Origin of the sequence: Pseudomonas sp. 22189, assembly GCF_052045635.1 — a bacterium.
GTDB classification, from domain to species: Bacteria; Pseudomonadota; Gammaproteobacteria; order Pseudomonadales; family Pseudomonadaceae; genus Aquipseudomonas; species Aquipseudomonas parakoreensis.
Genome location: NZ_JBQEPG010000012.1, coordinates 18412 through 35919 on the forward strand (window position 1 = coordinate 18412; position 17508 = coordinate 35919).

Annotated in this window: 14 protein-coding genes; 10 read left to right on the forward strand and 4 right to left on the reverse strand. The window is 61.8% G+C overall.

Annotation, left to right across the window (positions count from 1 at the left end):
- Positions 1-32: 32 nt before the first annotated feature.
- From ACTJKS_RS14570 to ACTJKS_RS14585, 4 genes are all read right to left on the reverse strand, one after another.
- Positions 33-1103 carry a lipocalin-like domain-containing protein gene (locus tag ACTJKS_RS14570; RefSeq protein ID WP_262949041.1) on the reverse strand — a complete coding sequence of 357 codons (1071 nt, stop codon included), beginning with the start codon at positions 1101-1103 and terminating at the stop codon, positions 33-35.
- Entirely contained in the window at positions 1093-3564 is a 2472-nt protein-coding gene (locus tag ACTJKS_RS14575; RefSeq protein ID WP_262949040.1) for an ABC transporter permease, read from the reverse strand. The genes ACTJKS_RS14570 and ACTJKS_RS14575 overlap by 11 nt, the downstream gene beginning before the upstream one ends.
- Positions 3561-4214: an ABC transporter ATP-binding protein gene (locus ACTJKS_RS14580; RefSeq protein ID WP_108183132.1), complete on the reverse strand. Its 654-nt coding sequence runs from the start codon at positions 4212-4214 to the stop codon at positions 3561-3563. The genes ACTJKS_RS14575 and ACTJKS_RS14580 overlap by 4 nt, the downstream gene beginning before the upstream one ends.
- A gap of 194 nt (positions 4215-4408) precedes the next feature.
- Positions 4409-6106: a sulfatase-like hydrolase/transferase gene (locus ACTJKS_RS14585; protein WP_108183133.1), complete on the reverse strand. Its 1698-nt coding sequence runs from the start codon at positions 6104-6106 to the stop codon at positions 4409-4411.
- Positions 6107-6496: 390 nt separating this feature from the next.
- Here ACTJKS_RS14585 and ACTJKS_RS14590 point away from each other — a divergent pair, with 390 nt between their 5' ends.
- From ACTJKS_RS14590 to ACTJKS_RS14635, 10 genes are read left to right on the forward strand one after another with little or no spacing between them, the layout of a single operon-like run.
- Positions 6497-7849 carry a UDP-glucose dehydrogenase family protein gene (locus tag ACTJKS_RS14590; RefSeq protein WP_041066283.1) on the forward strand — a complete coding sequence of 451 codons (1353 nt, stop codon included), beginning with the start codon at positions 6497-6499 and terminating at the stop codon, positions 7847-7849.
- Entirely contained in the window at positions 7846-8883 is a 1038-nt protein-coding gene (locus ACTJKS_RS14595; protein ID WP_108183134.1) for an NAD-dependent epimerase, read from the forward strand. The genes ACTJKS_RS14590 and ACTJKS_RS14595 overlap by 4 nt, the downstream gene beginning before the upstream one ends.
- Before the next feature lie 18 nt (positions 8884-8901).
- Positions 8902-9648, forward strand: a complete 747-nt coding sequence (locus tag ACTJKS_RS14600; RefSeq protein ID WP_108183135.1) for a sugar transferase — start codon at positions 8902-8904, stop codon at positions 9646-9648.
- Positions 9648-10295: a CpsD/CapB family tyrosine-protein kinase gene (locus ACTJKS_RS14605; RefSeq protein ID WP_007961335.1), complete on the forward strand. Its 648-nt coding sequence runs from the start codon at positions 9648-9650 to the stop codon at positions 10293-10295. The genes ACTJKS_RS14600 and ACTJKS_RS14605 overlap by 1 nt, the downstream gene beginning before the upstream one ends.
- A 21-nt stretch (positions 10296-10316) precedes the next feature.
- Complete coding sequence (locus ACTJKS_RS14610) at positions 10317-11342, forward strand: polysaccharide biosynthesis/export family protein (protein WP_041066273.1); 1026 nt, start codon at positions 10317-10319, stop codon at positions 11340-11342.
- 17 nt (positions 11343-11359) lie between these two features.
- Positions 11360-12952 carry a GumC family protein gene (locus ACTJKS_RS14615; RefSeq protein ID WP_108183136.1) on the forward strand — a complete coding sequence of 531 codons (1593 nt, stop codon included), beginning with the start codon at positions 11360-11362 and terminating at the stop codon, positions 12950-12952.
- Positions 12949-14040, forward strand: a complete 1092-nt coding sequence (locus tag ACTJKS_RS14620) for a glycosyltransferase family 4 protein (RefSeq protein WP_108183137.1) — start codon at positions 12949-12951, stop codon at positions 14038-14040. Before ACTJKS_RS14615 ends, ACTJKS_RS14620 begins: the two co-directional genes overlap by 4 nt.
- A complete protein-coding gene (locus ACTJKS_RS14625) occupies positions 14037-15404 on the forward strand; it encodes an O-antigen ligase family protein (RefSeq protein ID WP_108183138.1) in 1368 nt (455 codons plus the stop codon). Before ACTJKS_RS14620 ends, ACTJKS_RS14625 begins: the two co-directional genes overlap by 4 nt.
- A complete protein-coding gene (locus tag ACTJKS_RS14630; protein WP_108183139.1) occupies positions 15401-16369 on the forward strand; it encodes a glycosyltransferase in 969 nt (322 codons plus the stop codon). The genes ACTJKS_RS14625 and ACTJKS_RS14630 overlap by 4 nt, the downstream gene beginning before the upstream one ends.
- Positions 16362-17498 (forward strand): glycosyltransferase family 2 protein, encoded by a 1137-nt coding sequence (locus ACTJKS_RS14635; protein ID WP_108183140.1) that lies wholly within the window; start codon positions 16362-16364, stop codon positions 17496-17498. Before ACTJKS_RS14630 ends, ACTJKS_RS14635 begins: the two co-directional genes overlap by 8 nt.
- The last annotated feature ends 10 nt before the right edge of the window (positions 17499-17508 follow it).

The window sequence follows — 17508 nt, forward strand, 5'->3', positions numbered from 1 at the left end:
CGGCAGCTCCTACATGAATGGCAATGCAGCAGTCAGTACCCGGTCATTTCCAGATAGCCGCGCCCGCCATGGCTGCCGCTGATCTGTACCGGGCCCTCCCAATAAGGAATGCGCAGGTTCATCCAGGCCTTGGGGTTGAGCGCGTCGAGACTGATGTCGAGGTGTTTGTCGGGAATGCTGATCGACCAGCACACTGGCATCGTGTGCCCGGCAATTTTTGCGCTGTCCTTGGGTGTGAGTCTGATCTGCTCGCCGTGCAGGGTTTCGGTACGGCCGTCGGCGCTGATCCAGGTGCCGGTCAGATACGGTGCGCCATCGGTTTGTCGGGTGCGAAACAGCATCAGCGACTCACCACTGTCCAGGTGCAGGGAAAACCAGTCCCACCCGGTCTGATTGGCCGCCAGCGGCTGACTGCTCCATTCCCGGTCCAGCCACGCCGGGCCGCTGACGGTGTAGGTCTGGCCGTCGATTTGCAGGGTGCCGCTGGCCTGAAAGAACGGCTGACTGTAGTAGTACGAGGCCTGGCCCTGTTCGGATTTGCGGCTGAAGCCGTTGTCGCCCTGCAACACCAACGGGCGGCTGGAGGTGAGGTGCAGTTGATAGCTGAAGGCTTTGTCGCGGGCACTGAGTTGCACATCCGTCAGCGGATCCTGTGCCTGACTGGCGAAGCGCCAATCATCGATCCACGCCTCGAACGGCGCTACGTTGACACCGGCCTGCCCCACTCCGCCCCGGGCATAGCGCTCGGCAGCATGGTGCGCGGTGGCCGACGTCACCGCGGCATGCCCGAGCCAGATCGTCTGGTTGGCCCAGCCCGATTGCTCTGGCGCAGGTTTTAACGCACTGCGAAACAGCGTCCATTGCACACCGAAATCGTGGCCCTGCTGATCCTTGAGATTGGCGGTGACGTACCACCACTCGATACGAAATCCGTCGTGGGCGCCGTGATCCGCCGGGAAGCTGAACACCCGCCCCGGCACCACGGGAGTGAACTGAGCGGCCTGATCGCCGAGCCCGGCAAAGCCCTTCTCTTCAGAAACAGGCTGATCGCAGCCGCCCAAAAGCAGCAGCGTGAAAAGCAACACAACCCGCTTAATCCTCATGAGCAAACGTCCTCAGCAGATCCGCCGGTTGCGTGCGGTACAACGAATACAGCGGCCACGCTGATGCCAACAAGGTCGCCAGTAACGCCAATCCCATCAATTGCACCAATTGCAGCGGGAAGATCCGCAACGGTAAACGCCAGCCGAATGCCTGCACATTGATTACCGCATCCAGACACCACGCCAGGGCGATCCCCAGCGGCAACGCCAACACCAGCGTCAGCAGCGCGAGCAACCAGGTCTGGCCGAGGTTGAGCAGCATTAACTGCCGGCGCGTCACGCCCAAGGCCCACAGCGGCGCCAGTTGCCCGAGGCGGCTCTGGCTTTGGGTCAGCAAACTGATGAACAGCGCCACACCGGCCACCGCCAAAGTGAGGCTGTTGAGCGCGGCGGTGGCGGCGAAAGTGCGTTCGAAAACCTGCACCGACCAACCTTTGAGCCGCGCCTGATCGACGATGCGGCTGTCATCGAGCTGAAAGCGCGTTTGCAGCGCAGTCAAAAACGACGGGATGTCAGGCGACGCGATGCGCAGGTTGAAACGGTTCGGCGTCAGCGTCGGCCACAGGCGCAGCAGGTGGTTGCTGTTGACCAACAAATGGCCCTTGGGATTGCCGTAATCGGCGTAGATGCCGACGATGCGCGGTGACCACGGTCCGCCCGGCGTCGGCACGCTCAGATGATCCCCCGCGCGAACCTTCAGCCGTCGCGCCAGTTGTTCGCTGAGCATCACCGCATCGTCCGTCGCCAGGTGCGCCCACGGATCGCCGGCAATCGCCTCGAGCAACGGCCAGTGTTGGCGATAGTAAGGATGGTCGATCACCCCGAACACATCCGCCGGCCAGCCCTGCAGGGTCACGGCTACTTGCCAGTTGGGCAGCACCGCGCTGACGTTCGGCTGTTGTTTGAGCCAGACGTACATCTCGCGCGATTGCGCCGGATTCACCGGGTTGAGGTACAGCTCGGCACTCAGGCGTTGTTCGAGCCAGTCGTTGAAGGTCTGGCGAAAACCGGCGGTCATGCTGCCCGCGCCGATGTTTGCCGCCAGCGCCAGCAACAGCGCCATCAGCGCCAGACTCAGTGCCGGTAACTGTTGGCGGCAATCAGCAAGAAACCACTGACCCAGCACCGAACGACTGCGCCCAAGCAATTGATTGAGCACCGCGCTGAGCACCACCGGCAATGCCAGCGCAGCACCCAGCAGCAACCCGGCCATCAACACGAAACCGCTGCTCAGGCTGTCGCCCCAGACCAACGCCAGCAGTGCAATCAGCGCCAACATCGCCGCCAGCCAACCCTGACGGCGCAACCAGCGTGCATGCTGCTGATGCCAGGCCTGTGGATCCGCCACCGCCAACAGCGGCAAACGTGCCGCACGCAACAGACTGTTGGCGCCGGCCAGCAACGCGCCGAACAGACTCAAACCAATACCGCTGAACCACCACCACGGACTCAGACGCAACTGCCCCGCCACTTCCGCGCCGTACAAACCACGCAGACTAGCGGCGACATCCGGCAGCAACACGCTCGCCAGCCAGTAACCGCTGACGACGCCGAACACCCCGCCAATCAGCGCCAGCACACCGAGTTCGACGATCAGGCTGCCGATCAGCATCCGCGCACTGACCCCGCAGGCACGCAACGTGCGCAGCAGGCCACGACGCTGCTCCAGTGCCAAACCGATAGCCGCGTGCACGATGAACAGCCCGACCACGAACGAGAGAAATCCCAATGCATCAAGATTCAGGTGGAAGCTCTCGGTCAGGCGCGCCAGATTGTTTTCCTCGGCGCTGCTTTTGAGCTGCAACCGGCCATTGAACGCGGCCGGCAACTCGGCGTGAAAATCCTTGGGCAGTAACAAGCGCGACAGTTGCCGGGGTTGCTCAAGCACGGTTTGCGCGACACCGATATCCACCAGCAACACGCCCGGCGCCATGTCTTGTTGCGCGTGCAGCGGTGGCAGGCTTTGTCCGTTGACGGCCTGCGGTGTTGCGCCTTCGGTCAGGCCCAACGCGTGCAGGGTTTCCGGGGAAATCCACGTGCTGCCCGGCGGCGAGAAGAACGCGACGATGCGCTCGATCGGCATCGCCTGCCCGGCCACGGCGGAATCCACCGGCAGCGACACCGGTTCGATGCCCATCAGTTGCAGGCGCTGATCCGGGTGATCCTTGAGTACCAGCCGCCCCTGCAGCAGCGGCGAAACCGGCCAGCCCTGGCGGCGCAGGTCAACGAACCATTGCTGGGTAAACGTCGCTCCATTGGGCGTAGCAAGGCTGGCCTGTGGTTCGCCGCCAATCATCTGGCTCGCCCGGGCGTAACTGTCGCGGGCCTGGCTGTTCAGTGCTTCGACGCCGGTCAACAGACTGGTGGCCAGCCACAAACCCGTCAGCACACTGAAGAACTGCACCGGATGCCGCCGCCAATGGCTGAGCAGCGCACGCAGGGTTTGCCAGAACACGTTCACGTCAGGCGGCCCTTGGACAACACCACCCGCTGCGCCAGTCGCGCCGCCACGCGCGGGCTGTGCGTGACCATCAGCAGCGTGGTCGGCGTGTCGTCGAGCAACTCCAGCAACAGACGCAGCACTTCATCGCTGGTGGCTTCGTCGAGGCTGCCGGTGGGTTCGTCGGCCAGCAGCAGTTTCGGTCGCGACGCCAACGCCCGGGCCAATGCAACCCGTTGCTGCTGGCCGCCCGACAGTTGTTCGGGATAACGCTTGAGCAAATCACCCAAACCCAGACGCTGCACCAGATGCGCCTGCCAGCGCGGGTCATGGCGCCCGGCCAGACGCGCCTGAAACGCCAGATTGTCCTCGATCCGCAGGCTGCCGATCAGGTTGAACTGCTGGAACACCAGACCGATTTCGGTACGGCGCCAGTCGGCCAGTTGCGCTTCGTTCATCTGCTCCAGCCGATGCTCGCCGCTGTGGATGCTGCCGCGATCCACCTTGTCGAGGCCGGCAATCAGGTGCAGTAAAGTGCTTTTGCCACTGCCGGATTCGCCCATCAGCGCCAGGCTGCCGCCGGGTTCGAGCGTCAGGTCGACGCCTTGCAGCACGGGCAATGAGCCTTGGGGAGTGAGGTAACTTTTGAAAACGCCTTGAACCTGAAGCATGCCGCCATCCGTTGGATCAGTGTGGGGCAAGGATAGCGGATAGCGGCCTCTTCAGATCAGTGGTGTTTGAACTGGCCCCATCGCTGGCAAGCCAGCTCCCACAGGGCTTGGGTTGTTCAAAAATACTGAGTACACCCTAGAACACTGTGGGAGCTGGCTTGCCAGCGATGAGGCCAGTGAACCCATCACAACGCTCAATCCCCGGTCGCCACACTAGTGGCCGCCTCCCCCGGCGTGACAATGGTTTTCAGATCAATGTGCTTCCACTCAGGCCTGGCCCCCAGCCGCGCATTGAAGCGGTAGTTGAAGGTGAAATCGTCCGCTGTCGGCAGCGTCAGCGGTTTGCCATATACCGCCTCGATGCCCGCCAGGTCGTAACCCATCAGCTGCAACAGCGTCGGGAAAATGTTGTAGTGACTGGAACGGTCCTTGTTCACCGACAATGACTGCGCCCAATCCGGGCCGTGCAGTTGATCGCCCTGAATCACCACCAGCGGCACCAGCCCTTCTTCCTCCACCGGATCGCCACCACAGTGAGTATTGAGCCCGGGGTTGCCGCGCTCATGCAGGTCCTGGCCGTGATCGGAGGTGTAGATCAGCAGCGCATTGTTCAGCCTGGCCTGAGCAAATACCCGGGCGAAGAACTCGCCCACGTTCCATAACAGCGTGTTCTTGTAGGCGTTGCGGTATAACAGCCAATCGTCCGGCTGGCCGTTGAAACCGTCACGTTTGCCGGTGTCGGCCACTTCGGTGAACTGCCCGCGCGGCAAGGTCGGACGGTAGGCCATGAAGGCGTCGGGGTACTTGTCGTGCACCGGGAAATGCGCGCCGACTTTATTGATCACCACCAGCTCCGGCTGATCGTCGTTGAGCAACTCGATCAGCTTCGCGGCGGCAGCCATGTCGCGGTCTCGCACGCTGGTCTGGTCAAACTGCACGAACTCGTCAATGTCCTTTTTCTCGGTGTCGGTCATCAGGTTCTGCAGATTGCCGGCGGTGCGCTGGGCGTCGATGTACACCGTGCGCAACCCGGCCTTTTTCGCGTACTGCCAGATCGACGGCAGCGTGCTGTTGATCCGTATGTAGTCGGCACGCGTACCGCCGTAGCGCAACGTAACGTTGGTATCGGCGCTGCAGTTGGCAATGGACGCGGCGTAGCCGTAGTTGAAAATCTCGACCCCCGGATATGCCTGCTTGAGGTTGCTGTGCACCCCGAACGGCGCATTGATGTCCAGGTAATTGCCGGAGATGCTTTCGTCGATAATCAACACGATGTCGTGATTGACCGTCGCAGCGCTGCGCGCCAGCGTCACGGGCTCACGCGGGCCGACCGTGTTGTGCAGCGCTTCATAGGTGAACAGGTTCAGATAGGCCAGCGGCGTGTACATGATCGGCAAGCCCCGCGCGCCCTCGCCCGCCCGCAGGAACAACACCGCGCTCAACAGCAGCACACCACACACCGGCGCCGCCACCCGCAATGCATTGGGCACCACCAGCGCATGCCGCGGTTTGAGCCCGATGCCGAACAGCAACAGCAGGCCGCTGAGCGCACCATGAATGATCGCGTCGCGATACTGGTAAGCGGCTTCCTGAATGAAGCCGCCGGAGTACACCAGCGAGACAAAGCTGCTGTAGCTCAGGTAATCCGCGGTGACCCGGGTATAGACATCAAAGAATACCGCCGAAGCAAATAGCGTTATTGCGAATAAGTGTCGAATCAATGCCTGACGAATATAAGCCGTTAGATATAACGCTAAAGTGAGCGCCAAAAACATCGCGCCAAAAAGAAGCACAGCAAAACCGACCCCGATAGCATTTAACCGCTCAATGTAATATTCGGAATAAAGCAGCAGATAAATAACTAAAAGCAGTTCTTTTAAATATCGAAACATGGCGATTCCGGTCGTACGAAACGGCATTGGGTCAATAGTTTGTCGGTCAAAATCTGACACTAGCACCCGGCCATCAAAGCGCAAGAAAAGCCTGACTTTTCTGTCAAGCGTCAAAAAACTGTTGACTCATTCCTGACACACTCCAGCGGCTACAAGTCTTTAATTTAAAGGCTTTCGACCGTTTATCGCTTTCTTCAGGATGTGAAAAAAGGGTCAAGGACGCGACAAATCCAGCAATAGCAAGCACTTGATGGCCAATAGCCTGAAAAAAGCCCGGTGTTATACACGTGCAACATGTCATTTTGCTGACACGCTTTTCCACACCTGCGCTATACCCCTTTTGACAGTTCCATTTTGATCTTCTTCCACCGTCTTACGAGGCACGCCAATATGGACGTGAGCGTATTTGGTACGGGCTATGTTGGCCTTATTCAAGCAGCCGCACTTGCCGATGTCGGACATCGGGTTTTATGTGTGGATATTGACCCGAACAAGATTAAACAACTGCAACAGGCCGTACCGCCTATTAGCGAACCGGGTTTATCCGCCGCGCTGGAAGAAAATATCAAGGCCGGTCGTCTGCTGTTCAGCACCCAGGCCAGCGACGCGGTGGAGCATGCCGAGTTGATCTTCATCGCCGTGGGCACCCCGGCCGATGAGGACGGTTCCGCCGACCTGACCCACGTGCTCAACGTCGCCCGGCAGATCGCCTCGCACATGGAGGCCGATCGCACCCTGATCATCAAGTCCACGGTGCCGGTCGGCACGGCGGATCAGGTCGCCGCCAAGGCCAGCGAAGAATTGCAGCGCCGCGGCCGCAGCAGCCTCAAGGTGCGGGTGGTGTCCAACCCCGAATTCCTCAAGGAAGGCAGCGCCCTCGCCGATTGCATGCGCCCGGACCGGATCATCGTCGGCACCCGTGATGACGCGGCGCGCGAACAGATGAGCGAGCTGTACGCGCCGTTCTGCCGCAACCACGAAAAACTGATGTTCATGGACAACCGCAGCGCCGAGCTGACCAAGTACGCGGCCAACGCGATGCTCGCCACGCGTATCAGCTTCATGAACGAGCTGGCCAATCTCACTGAGTTGCTGGGCGCCGACATCGAAGCGGTGCGCAAAGGCATCGGTTCCGATCCGCGCATTGGTTACCACTTCATCTACCCCGGTTGCGGCTTCGGCGGTTCGTGTTTTCCCAAGGATCTGCGCGCCCTGCTGCACACCGCCGAACACAACGGCATGCCGCTGAAACTGCTGCGCAGCGTCACTGATGTCAACGACAGCCAGCGGCACATTCTTTTCAGCAAACTCAAGGCGCAGTTTCCGCAGGGCCTGGGCGGCAAGTCGATCGCGATCTGGGGCCTGGCGTTCAAACCCAATACCGATGACATGCGCGAAGCCCCCAGCCGCTACCTGATGGACGCGCTGTGGGCCGAAGGCGCGAGCGTGCAGGCCTACGATCCGGAGGCCATGTCCGAGTGCCGGCGCCTGTACGGCTATCGCGACGATCTGCACTTGTGCGCCACCCGCGACGACACCCTGGAAGATGCCGATGCGCTGGTGATCTGCACCGAATGGAAGAACTTTCGCGTAGTGGATTTCGAGCTGCTGGCGAGCAAGTTGCGCTCCAAAGTGATTGTCGACGGTCGCAACCTCTACAACCCGGAACACGTGGCCGCCGCCGGTTTGCACTACAGCGGCATCGGCCTGCGCCACATCGCACCGGAAGGATTGCGCCCATGAAAATCCTGGTCACCGGCGCTGCCGGCTTCATTGGTGCCCATTGCGTGTTGCGGCTGATGCGCGACGGGCATGCGGTGGTCGGCCTGGATAATTTCAACGGCTACTACGACCCGCAGCTCAAACACGATCGCGTGCAATGGGTGCGTGATCAGGTCGGGCATTTCCCGCTGGCACGCATTGATCTGGCCGACGCCGCCGCGATCGAAGCGCTGTTTGTCCGCGAGCAACCGCAAGTGGTGATCCACCTCGCGGCGCAGGCCGGGGTGCGCTACTCGCTGGAAAATCCGAAAGCCTATCTGGACAGCAACCTCTGCGGCTTCCTGAACATTCTCGAAGGCTGCCGGCACCATCCGGTGGAGCACTTGATCTACGCCTCATCGAGTTCGGTCTACGGCGCCAACCAGCACACCCCGTATTCGGTGCACGACGGCGTCAATCACCCGCTGTCGCTGTACGCCGCGACCAAAAAAGCCAATGAGCTGATGGCCCACAGTTACAGCCACCTGTTCGGCATTCCCAGCACCGGCCTGCGCTTTTTCACTGTGTACGGGCCATGGGGGCGGCCCGACATGTCGCCCATCCAGTTTGCCCGGGCGATCACCGAAGGCACGCCGCTGAAACTGTTCAATTACGGCGAGCATCAGCGCGATTTCACCTACATCGATGACATCGTCGAAAGCATCGCGCGCCTCACCGACCATCCGCCGCACAACCACCCGGAGTGGGACCGCGAACACCCCGACGCCGGCAGCAGCATGGCCCCGTGGTGCCTGTTCAACATTGGCGGCCACCACCCGGTGGAGCTGAAAACCTACCTGGCGCTGATGGAAAAACACCTCGGCCAGAAAGCCATTGTCGAGCTCTTGCCCCTGCAACCGGGCGATGTGCTCAACACCTGTGCCGAGACCGATGATCTGGCCCAGGCCACCGGGTTCCAGCCCCGGATCGAGCTGGATGAAGGACTGGGGCGTTTCATCGCCTGGTATCGCGACTACTACCCCACTGCCTATCGCCCACGCGCCGCTCGCGGCTGAACATCAGCGGAGGTCCCCATGACTGGACATGAACAAGGTGTACCGATCAACCAGATGCGCCGTGACAAGCGCATGGATCCCGAGCACCGAATGCGCCTCGATTCCGCCATCCACAGGCAGGGCCGTGGCTGGTTGACCGGCCGTGACGGTGGCCGGCCATGGACGCTGTCACGCACCAACCGGGTATTGGCCTGCTTCGGTGCACTGCTGCTGCTGGTGGTGTTCTCGCCGCTGCTGCTGGGCCTGGCACTGGCCATCAAATTCACCAGCCCGGGACCGGTGATGTTCGTGCAGAAACGCACCGGTTATCGCGGCCGCACCTTCGGCATGTACAAGTTCCGCACCATGGTCTGCAACGCCGAAGAGCTGAAGGAATCGCTGCGTCACCTCAACAAGCACGGGGTCGACGCCATCGATTTCAAGATCGACAAGGACCCACGCATCACCGGTATCGGCGGTTTCCTGCGGCGCACCAGCCTCGATGAACTGCCCAACCTGTTCAACGTGGTGAGCGGTGACATGCGCCTGGTCGGCCCGCGGCCGACCTCGTTCAACGCCTACCGCTACAAGGACAATCACCTCGCGCGCCTGAGCATCTACCCCGGCATGACCGGCCTGTGGCAGATCTCCGGGCGCAGCAACATCGACTTCGACCAGCGCGTTGAGTTGGACCTCAGCTACATCGCCGAGCAAAGCCTTTTGCTTGATCTGAAGATCTTGTTGAAAACCCCCTTCAAAGTATTCAGCGGCCACGGAGCAAGCTAATGGACGGTTCAACCAACAAAAGCCTGAGCATTGCCAACCCCAGCGAATCGAACCTGATCTCGACCGTGCTGGATCTGGATCTGCGGATCCTGTTCCTGACCGCCGCCAACCCGGGCGCCGGTACCACCACCAGCGCATTGGCGCTGGCCAGCCAACTGGCGCAGATGAGCAGCGGCCAGGTGCTGCTGGTCGATGCCAGCCAGTCGGCGGGCAACCTCACGCAGCAATTGAACCTGGGCAAGGAGCGCGGTCTGCGCGACCTGCTGTTCAACCCGGACAACCCGCCGCTGTTGCAGGATTGCGTGGTGCAGGTTTCCAGCCTGCCGTTCCACGTGCTGCCCAACGGCCGGCCGATCCGCACCCTCGAACACCTGACCGCCGAGCGCCTGAGCCCGCTGCTCGACCGCTTGGGCACGCAGTATCGCTTCGTGGTGATCGACGGCGACGCGGTGTATTCCGCCGCCGACACGCTGGTGCTCGCCACTCAAGTCGATGGCGTGGTGTTTGTGGTGCGCGCCGAAGACACCCGCTGGGAAGTCGCCCAGGCCGCCGTGCAACGCCTGACCCAGGCCGGGGCAAAAGTGGTCGGCAGCGTATTCAACCGGCGCAAGTACTACATGCCCAAGTGGCTCTACAAAAACCTGTAAGCAAACGCGAGGGATGACGCCATGAACGCCAAGATACTGGTTCTGCTGATGCTGCCGCTTGCAGGCTGCTCCAGCAATTCCGAAACCCAGAACATGCCGGTGAACATTCTCACCGCCACCCCGGCCAACGCCCAGGCCACCGACATGCCGAAGATCGAGCAGACCTTGCGTCCGCAAGACGTGCTGGATGTGATCTTCCACATCAGCACCAGCGGCTCGGACGCCTACCGCGTGCAGTCGGGTGACCAGATCGGCCTGAACTTCACCGCCGCCAGCCAGCTCAATGGCAACCAGTTGGTGCTGCCCGACGGCACCATCAACCTGCCCGGCGCCAACACCTCGGTGAAAATCGCCGGCCTGACCGCCGATGAAGCGCGCGATGAAATCCAGCGTGCCTACCAGCGTAAACAGCTGTTCCAGCCCAACCGCAATCAGTTGACGGTGCAGGTCATCAGTCCGCTGACCAATGAGCAGAACCTGAAAAGCGCGCTGAATCACCCCGCTACCGGCATGAGCCGCGAGATCACCGTGGGCAACGACGGTTATGCGAGCTTTCCGGAAATCGGCGCGGTGCCGCTGCAAGGCATGACCATCAATCAACTGGAAACCTTCCTCAACCAGAAGTACGCGCAATTGCCGGGGCGGATGAGCGTCGATGTGATGCTCAAGTCCACCGCCGGCAACGAGATCTACGTGCTGGGCGAGGTCGGCCAACCGGGCTCCTACCCGATCCGCCGTCCAGTGTCGGTGCTTGAAGCGCTGACCCTGGCGCGCGGCACCAACGTCAAGGCGCGTCTGGACTCGGTGGTGATCATGCGCCGCAACGGCAATCAGGTGCAGGCCGTGCACTACGACGTGGAAAAAGCCCTGTCGGGCGATGCGTCGCAGATCGCCTACCTGCAACCGGACGACATGCTGTTCGTGCCGAAAACCAAACTGGCGAGTGCCGGCGATCTGGCCCGGCAACTGGCCGATGTGGTGCTGTTTCAGGGCGTGGGTTTCAGCTTCGGCTACCGCGTCGACAACAAAGGCAGTAACAACAACTGACTCTCAGGTGACCGATCATGAATCCAAAGGAAAACTACCTGCATGAGTTCTTCAGGATCTTCTTCGCCAACAAGCAGCTGGTGAAACGGGTCTTCCTGATCTTTGCAGTCATCGCGTTGGTACTGCCGCTGGTGCTCAAACAGAGCTTCGATATCACCGCCCAAGTGATCGTGCAGTCGAAAAAACTCTCCCAGGGTGACGCCACCACGTCACTGACGGTCGATAACGCCACCTTCATTCCGCCGTCGCTGGCGGACATGGAAACCGAAAGCAACATCCTGCGGTCCCCGGCGCTGATCCGCCAGACCATCAGCGAGTTGCGCGACAAGGGCGAGTACAACCCGCCGGTCGGTATGTTCGCCAAACTGGTGAGCGATCCGATCCGGCGTTACGTCTCTTCGCCGCTGCGTGAGTACGTGATCAATCCGCTGCGCAACATGCTCGGGCTGCAAACCGATCCGGTGCGTGACACGGTGCTCGATGGCTTGACGCAAGATGCGATCAACAGCCTGAAGATCGAGACCCTGCCCGGCTCCAACGTGATCTCGATCATCTACAGCTTCCCGGATCCGCATCAGGGCACCACGTTCGTTGCGACCCTGCTGCAGAACTACCTGGTCAGCCGTCAGGCGCTGCAATCGATCGACTTGCCGCAATCCTTCTACGAAACCAAGAAGCACCTGTATCAGGTGCGCCTCGATGGGCTGGAAGGTAATCGGCAAGCGCTGCTGGAAAGTGTTGCATCGTCCGATCCGAAGGAAGAAATCACCTTCCGCCTGAACGCGATCAATACCGAAGAGCAGGCCCTGAACCTGTATCAGGATCGCCTGTTGCAGAGCCAGCGCTGGCTCGAATACCTGAAAACCGCGCTGACCGCTGCCAGCAGCAATAAGCTCAACGACTACACCTTCCCCTTCACCTTCACCACCACCGTCGATAACGTGGCGTTCGAGGATCGGGAAATCAAACAGTTGGGCGAGCAACTGACCACTCAGGTCAGCCGCTACATGAATGACCTCGCCGTGTTCCAGCCCGGCAGCGAGCCGATGCTGCTGACCCGTGAGCAGATCGCCCGCACCCGCCAGCAGTTCCTCAAAGTGGTGAGCAACCGCATTCAGGAACGCACCAATGACTTGGCCGTGGTGCAACAGGTGATCGATCAGAAAACCGCGCGCATCGCCGAGTTCAAGAACCGCATCCACACCTTGCAACAGACCCAGAGCAAGCTGCGGCAGATGGACACGGAAATCGACGCGCTGCACACGGCGTTCTCGACTTATGCGCAACGCTTCGCCGAAAGCAGCACCGCCGGTTCGCTCAACGATGACCTGTCGAACGCCAAGGTGCTCAGCCCGCCGTTCGAGCCGACCGAGCCGGCGTTCCCCAAACCGCTGCTGATCATTCCGTTCGGGCTGTTCACCGGTCTGCTGCTGGCGATTGCCCTGGTTTATGTACGTGAGTTCTTCGATCACCGTTTCAAACATCCGGCGCAGATCTCCCACGAACTGGGCCTGCCGGTGTTGCTGGTGATCAACGACGAGAACGTGCTGCCGAGCAATCCGCACAAGAACTGGACCGTGCCAAGCTTCGTGCACTGGGTGCGCAATTGAACACGCTGTCCACCCCGAACGCCGCGCTGCCGATCATTCACTTGCTCAGCAGCGGCGGCTTCTATGGGGCCGAGCGCATGTTGCTCGATCACTGCCTGGCGACACCGGGGCAGCACCAGGTGCTGTTTCTCGATGCACCGCCCGCGTTGATCGCGCGCTTTCGCGAAGCCGGGGTGGACTGTCGTGGTTGTGCCGGGCTGGGCGAGTTGTTGCGCCACCTGCGGGCCCGGCGCAGCGAACGGCCGCTGATCAATACGCACAACTTCAAGGGGCTGTTGTTCGGCTGGGTCGGCGCGACGCTGTTGCGTTTGCCGCTGGTCATCACCCAGCACGGCTTCACCCCGCGCAGCCGCAAACAGAAGTTCTACACCTGGCTGAGTCTGCAGTTGTGCCGCACCGCGTCGGTGGATCGGGTGGTGTGCGTGGCCGAGAGCATCGCGGTATTGCATCGTCAGGCCAGCGTGCAAGCTGAAAAGCTGCAGGTGATCCCCAACGGTTTACCCGCTGCCGCCGCGCTGGTCAGCAACGTTGACCGCCAGCGCTGGCTGGCCGGTTATGTCGGGCGCTTGAGCAGCGAGAAAGGTCCGGACCTGTTTCTCGATGCGCTGATTCCGCTGTGTCACCAGCATCCGCAACTGGACGCGGTGATGCTCGGCGACGGCCCGGAACGTGAGGCGCTGCAGGCGCGGATCGACGCCGCAGGTTTGCAGCAACGAATTCGCCTGCCCGGTTACCAGACCGCCATGCAGCCGTGGTGGCAACAACTGGATGCGCTGGTGATCAGCTCGCGCACCGAAGGCACGCCGATGATTCTGCTCGAAGCGATGCAGAGCGGCGTGCCGGTGGTGGCGTTTGCGGTCGGCGGCATTCCCGATGTACTCGAGCACCGGCACAACGGCTTGCTGGCGACACCCGCCGCCAGCGCCGACCTCGCCCGCCAGCTCGATAACCTGCTGAACGAGCCGAACCTGGCTCGGCAATTGTGTGACAACGCAAAGCGTACGCAACAGGATCGCTACGACCTCAAGGCCCTGGCCGAACGCTGGTCGCAGCTGTACATCCGCACGGCACGGGAGGCACGCGCATGATTTTCCCGCTCTCGATCGTCACGCTGCTCGGTCTGGTGTGCATCGGTCTGCTCGCCAGCCCTTATCCATTTCTCGCACCGGGTGCAGTCATTGGTCTGGTGGGGTTCACGGTGTTGTACCGCAAGCCGACCTGGGGCCTGCTGGGCATTGCCGCGCTGGTGCCGTTTGAAGGTTTCTTCAAGGACAGTGCGCTGTCCGGAAGCAAACTGATCGGCGCCTCGCTGGCGGTGATCCTGATGCTGCAACTGGCCCTGCATCAGATTCCCGGCGAGCGCCTGCGCAGCAATATCTGGCGGTTTCTGCTGTGGTTCCTCGTCCTGTATTTCCTCAGTTTGCTCAACACCGATGACCTCGGTATGTCACTGGGGCATCTGCGTGAACTGAGCGTCGGGCTGATCCTGTTTGTCATTACCCTGTTGATCGGCCGTGAACTGAATCTTGACCTGTTCGCCCGGCTGGTGACCCTGAGCGTCAGTGCCACCTGCGCCATGGCGATGTTCTCGACCAAATTCCAGGATCAAGGCCGCGCCGCCGGGCTGCTGGAGGACCCCAACGCCTTCGCCCTGCTGATCGCCTTCGCCATTCCGCTGGGCCTGCTGCTGGTGATTCGGGGGCCGAATCTGCTCCACCGGTTGTTCTGGGGCGCTTGCTGCCTGCTGCTGCTCGGTGGCATGACCAAGACCGAATCGCGCTCCGGGCTGGTGGTGGTGGCCTTGAGTCTGCTGATCGGCTGCTGGCACTACCGCGCGCAACTGACGCGGATTCGCCCTCGGCACCTGGGCTTCGCCATGCTCGGTGCAGCCATCGTGATTCCGCTGGCGATCTACGCGATGCCCGCCGGCTACGCCGCGCGCATTCAGTCGCTGAGTATTCTCAGTGCCGGCTCCAAGGCCCAGGATGAATCCCTCGGCCGCCGCGCTTCGTACATCGTGGTCGGCGGGCAGATGATCCGCGAGAACCCGCTGCTCGGTTCAGGCCCCGGCACCTTCCCGTTGCACTACGCGACCACCGGCTACGCCAAGGCGTTTTCCGCCAACCGCAAGATCGGTGACCTGTACCGCCGTGCGCACAACACCTACCTGGAAATCTTCAGTGAACTGGGGATTCCTGCCGGCCTGCTGTTCGTCGGCATGCTCGGCCTCGGCCTGTACAACCTGATTCGCGCACGCGCCGCGTGGATGCGGCGGCGCGATTGGCAACAGGCGGACCTGATGACCCACCTCGGCGTGAGCTTCCTGTCGCTGACCCTGTTCCTGATGTTCCTCAGCGCACCGAACCAGAAATACCTGTGGATCATGCTCGCGCTGACCAGCGTCCTGCGCCTCAAGGCCGAGCAGGCGCCACTGACCGAGGCAAGGACATGAGCCGGATCAGCATCATCATCCCGATGTTCAACGAGGCCCGGCACATTGGCCGCACGCTGCTGGCCGCGCAAAAAGCCGCACATGCAGCCGATGTCGAGTGCGAGTTGATCGTGGTCGACAACGGTTCGAGCGACGACGGCCCGCACATCGCCCGCCAGTTCGGTGCACAGGTGCTGGTGCTGCCGGGCCTGCTGATCGGTGCGCTGCGCAATCGCGGTGCGCTGCTGGCAAGCGGCGAGTGGATCGCGTTCATTGATGCCGACGTCGAGATGCCCGAAGACTGGCTCAAGCCCTTGTTCGAGCTGCAAGCCGAGGGTCAGGCCGATGTGTTCGGTCTGGACCTGCACACCCCCGCTGCCGCGCCGTGGTACGCCGCTGCCTGGCAACGGCGCACGCTGCGCCCGTCCAGCCAGAGCTCGCACCCGGTGGACTGGCTACCCAGCTCCAACCTGCTGATGCGCCGGCGCTGGTTCGACAAGGTCGGCGGTTTCGACGAACACCTGCGCACTGGCGAGGACAAGGAATTCACCCTGCGCCTGCGCGACAACGGCGCCGTATTGCTCTCGATCAACAACAACGTCGCCCTGCACTGGGGCTACGAAATGAACTGGCGCGAGTGGATGGGCAAGGAAATGTGGCGCCAGGGCAGTCATCTGCAACTGCTGCGCACCCACGGGTTCAGCCTGCGCCTGCTGCGTTTTCCGTTGCTGTCGATTGCGGTGTGGATCCTCGATTTCCTGGCGATTTCAGCGTTGCTCGACGGCTTCCCGCATCACGCCGCGACCATGGTCGCGTTGACCCTTCTGCCGGGGCTGGTGCTGAGCGTGCGGCAGAGTATCAAACACCGCGACATCGGCCTGACCCTGCAACTGTGGGGCCTGCACTGGGTGCGTCTGCACCTGGCGGGCGCCGCGTTCATTCTCAGTCTGTGTCATTGGAATGCCAGGAGGCCTGCCCGTGGCTGAATTCATTTTCTGGCTGTGCCTGCTGCTGCCGGTATACGCCTACCTTGGCTACCCGCTGCTGCTGACGGTGCTGGCGCCGCTGTTCCCGGCCTGGCGCCACAGCCCGGCGCCGCCGCTGAACATCAGCATCGTGATCGCCGCGCACAACGAGGCGCGGCACATCGAGCACAAATTGCGCACGCTGCTGGCGCAGGACTATCAGCCGGCCACGCTGCAGATCATTCTCGCCAGCGACGGCTCGACCGACGACACCGTGGCCTGTGCGCACAAGGTGATCGATTCGCGCATCACCGTGCTCGATCTGCCGCGCCAGGGCAAAGCGGCAACGCTGAATGCCGGGGCGGCACTGGCGACCGGCGATATCCTGGTGTTCACCGATGCCGATAACCAATGGTCGCGGGAAACCCTCGGCTACCTGCTCGCACCGCTCAGCGACCCCAACGTCGGTGCCTGCGCCGGGCACATGGTGATTCCGGTGACCGGCGGCGGCCTCAGCGTCGGCGACAGTCTGTACCGGCATTACGAGGGCTGGCTGCGCCGGGTGGAGAATCGCACCGGTTGCATGGTCTCGGCCGACGGCGCCCTGCTCGCCCTGCGCCGCGAGCTGTTCCAGAGCGTACCGGCGGAGGTCAATGACGACTTCTTTCTCAGCACCTGCGCGCCGGTCGCCTTCAAGCGCATTGTCTATGTGCCCGAGGCGCAGGTGATCGACCACGGTGTCGATGAAGCGGACAAACAGTTCCGCCGCCGTCAACGCGTCACCGTCGGTGGCCTGCAAAGCCTCGCCCAGCGCCGTGAACTGCTCAACCCGCTCAAACATGGCTTGTATTCGATTGCGCTGATCAGCCACAAGCTGATCCGGCGCCTGGCACCGATCCTCCTGCTGCCATTGCTGCTGAGCAATTTCTGGCTGTGGGAGGACCACGGATTCTATCGACTGGCCCTGATCGCCCAACTGTTCGGTTACGCCGTGGCGATTGCCGGACTGCTGGATTCACAACACCGGTTACCCAAACCGTTTCGCCTTGCGGCATTTCTGCTGGTCACGCTGGCAGGCATGAGCATCGGCCTGTGGCAGTTCCTGCGCGGCCAGCGTTACGCCCAGTGGAATCCTGAACAAAACCGTTGAAAGGAGCGAA